Here is a 3175-nt window from a genome sequence, read left to right as displayed (position 1 = left end):
GACGTAGACCGTGGTGATGCCGAGACGCTTCTGCAACCGGGCGATCTCGGTGCGCATCTGGCCGCGGAGCTTTGCGTCGAGGTTCGACAGGGGCTCGTCGAACAGGAACGCATCGGCGTCGCGCACGATCGCACGCCCCATCGCCACCCGCTGGCGCTGACCACCGGAGAGGTTGCCCGGTTTGCGCTCGAGGTGCTCGTCGAGCTCCAGCGTCTTCGAGGCGGCGCGCACCTTCTCGTCGACGGTGGCCTGATCGGTCTTGGCCAGGCGCAAGGGGAACGCGATGTTCTCGTAGACAGTCAGGTGCGGGTAGAGAGCGTAGTTCTGGAACACCATCGAGAGGTTGCGGTCGCGCGGTGCCAGGTCGTTGACCTTCTTGTCACCGATCATCATGTCGCCCGAGGTGATGTCCTCCAGCCCGACGATCATCCGCAGCAGGGTCGACTTCCCGCAGCCCGACGGGCCGACCAGGATCATGAACTCGCCGTCCTGGACGTCGATGGAGACGTCGTTGACGGCCGGGAAGCCGTCGCCGTACTTCTTCACGATGTTCTTCATGTCGATGGCAGCCATGGAATCAACCCTTCACTGCGCCGGAGGTCAGCCCGGCGACGATCTTTCGCTGGAACAGCAGGACGATGATGATGATCGGGATCGTGGCGAGCACGGCGGCCGCCGATAGCAGCGACGCCGGCCGGTTGAACGGGTCGGCGCCGACGAAGAACGCCAGCGACGCCGGTATCGGCCTGGCTGCCTCGGTCGAGGTCAGCGAGATGCCGAAGACGAAGTCGTTCCAGGCGAAGAAGAAGGTCAGGATCGCGGCGGTGAAGACACCAGGTGCGGCCAGCGGCACGATCACCTTCCGGAACGCCTGCCACGACGTCGCGCCGTCGACCTGGGCAGCCTGCTCCATCTCCCACGGGATCTCGCGGAAGAAGGCCGACAGGGTCCAGATCGCCAGCGGCAACGTGAAGGACATGTAGGGGATGATCAGCCCGAGCCAGGTGTCGTAGATGCCGAAGGTACGCCACATGTCGAACAGCGGGCCGATCAGCGACACCACCGGGAACATCGCGATGGCCAGCGACATGGACAGGACGAGCTTCTTGCCCTTGAACTCCAGCCGCGCGATCGCGTACGCCGCCAGCGTGGCCACGATCACCGACAGTGTGGTCGCGATCAGGCTGATGCCGATCGAGTTGAGGATGGCGCGGGGGAAGTAGGCGTACAGGTCGTCGGTCAGCACCTTGTTGTAGTTGTCAAAGCCGGCGAAGGTGCCGTCGCCGGGGAGGAAGCCGGGGTTTCCGGTCGTGATCGACTCCTCGGACTTGAAGGACAGAGAGATGATCCATGCGACCGGCAGCAGGCACCACACCAGGATGACGAGCACACCGAGCGGGACTCCGAGCTTCTTCATCTACCTCAACCCTCCTGCCGGGCCTGGGCCAGGTCGACGCGGAACAGCTTGATGATCAGGAACGCGACCAGCAGCACCGAGAGGAAGAGCAGGACCGAGAGGGCCGAGCCCATGCCGAGCTGGAACTGCTCGATCGTCTGCCGGTAGGTGAGGAAGCTGATCGACTCGGTCTTCTGGGCGCCGTTGGTCATCACGAAGATGTTGTCGAAGATGCGGTAGGCATCGAGGGCCCGGAAGAGGACGGCAACCATGATGGCCGCCTTCATGTTGGGCAGGATCACCTTCCCCAGCCGCTGCCACCAGGTGGCGCCGTCGACCTTGGCCGCTTCGATCATGTCCTCGGACACCTGGGCCAGCCCCGCGAGCAGGAGCAGCGACATGAACGGCGTGGTCTTCCAGATCTCCGAGACCATGATGGCGATCACTGCTGGGGTGGAGTCGCCGAACCAGTTGAAGTCGTCTCCGATGAACGGCAACCAACCGTTGATGAAGCCGTTGGTGGAGGTGAACGCGAACTGCCAGGCGAAGCCTGAGACGACCGTGATGATGCCGTAGGGGATCAAGATCGACGTACGGATCACGCCACGGGCGAAGATCACCCGGTGCATCACCATGGCGAAGATGAAGCCGATGACGAGCTCAACGGCCACGGTGACCACCATGTAGAGCACAGTGACCACGGTGGTCTGCCAGAAGAGCGGATCAGTCAGCGCCGTCAGATAGTTCGACAGCCCGATGACCTCACGGTCGTCCGGCGCCGTCAGCGAGTAGTCGAAGACGGACAGGTAGATCGCCCGCAACATCGGGAACGCAGTCACGATCAGCATCAGGAGGATCGCCGGTGCGACCAGCTTCTGGCCCAGCCGGTTCTCGGCCCGGGACCGATCGGTGGACGGGGCCTTGGCGCTGGTGCCGCTGGTGGGGGGAGGTGCGGTCGCCGTGGTCACAGCAGGGCCTTCCCTTCGAGGACGTCTTGGAGATAGTCGGCCGAGTCCTTCGGAGTCGTGTCCGGGTCCACTGAGTCCGGTGAGTGCCAGCGGGACTGGATCGCGCTGGAGATCAGGGCGTAGAAGGCACTCTTCGGTCGCGGGCCACCCTGGTCGACGCTGGTGCGGTAGAGCTCGATCAGGTCCTTGGGGAACTCGCCACTAGCGGCGACCTCGTCGTAGGCGGAGTTGGTCGACGGCATCAGCCCGTTGTTCAGCGCCAGGTCGACCTGCGCCTTGCTCGAGGTGATGCACTGCGCGGCCTCCATCGCGAAGTCGGGATGCTCGGAGTAGGCGCCCACCCCGATGTCGATCCCGCCGATCGGAGGCTTGGAGACCTCGCCCTCGACCGTCGCCGGGTAGCGCGTGTAGCCGAGGTCGTCGAACAACTTCTTGGTGATCTCTCCCGTTTCGATCTGTCCCTCGTAGAGCTTGTAGACGAACGTCCAGTTGGTCATGAACTCGCCCGCACCCTGAGGCGAATCGGGCTCGGCGGGGAACATCCGGCCCAGGCTGGTGCCCTCATTGGAGACCGAGAGGTCGGACTGGGCAGCCTCGGAGTCGGCCAGCATCTTGATGACCTCGGCAGCCTTCTTCCCGGCCTCCGAGTCGATGTCGACCTTTGTGTCACGCCCGGCCTCGGTGTTGGACACGATGTCGCCGCCGGCACCCTGGACGAGTGCGTTGATCAGCACGACGTAGGCCTCGTACTTATTGGCCTGGACGCCCACGCTGCCGTTGTTGCCAGCTGCAGCCTTGATCACCTGAGCCC

At 64.1% G+C, this 3175-nt stretch carries 3 protein-coding genes and 1 pseudogene; all 4 read right to left on the bottom strand.

Going from position 1 to position 3175, the window contains the following annotated elements; all coding sequences use genetic code 11:
- The coding region (locus tag WB461_RS07875) for an ABC transporter ATP-binding protein (protein WP_423852179.1) at window positions 1-573 on the bottom strand (573 nt) is incomplete at its 3' end.
- 4 nt (window positions 574-577) lie between these two features.
- Window positions 578-1417, bottom strand: a complete 840-nt coding sequence (locus WB461_RS07870) for a carbohydrate ABC transporter permease (RefSeq protein ID WP_423852178.1) — start codon at window positions 1415-1417, stop codon at window positions 578-580.
- A gap of 5 nt (window positions 1418-1422) precedes the next feature.
- The gene (locus tag WB461_RS07865) at window positions 1423-2364 is read right to left on the bottom strand and encodes a carbohydrate ABC transporter permease (RefSeq protein ID WP_423852177.1); all 942 of its coding nucleotides are present in this window, start codon (window positions 2362-2364) and stop codon (window positions 1423-1425) included.
- Window positions 2361-3175, bottom strand: a pseudogene (locus WB461_RS07860) (hypothetical protein); the annotation flags it as partial. The pseudogene WB461_RS07860 and the gene WB461_RS07865, both read right to left, overlap by 4 nt.

Source organism: Aeromicrobium sp., from assembly GCF_049587115.1.
Lineage (GTDB): Bacteria > Actinomycetota > Actinomycetes > Propionibacteriales > Nocardioidaceae > Aeromicrobium.
Note: the sequence above shows the minus strand (reverse complement) of the source record. Positions and strands in the feature narration are given on the sequence as shown.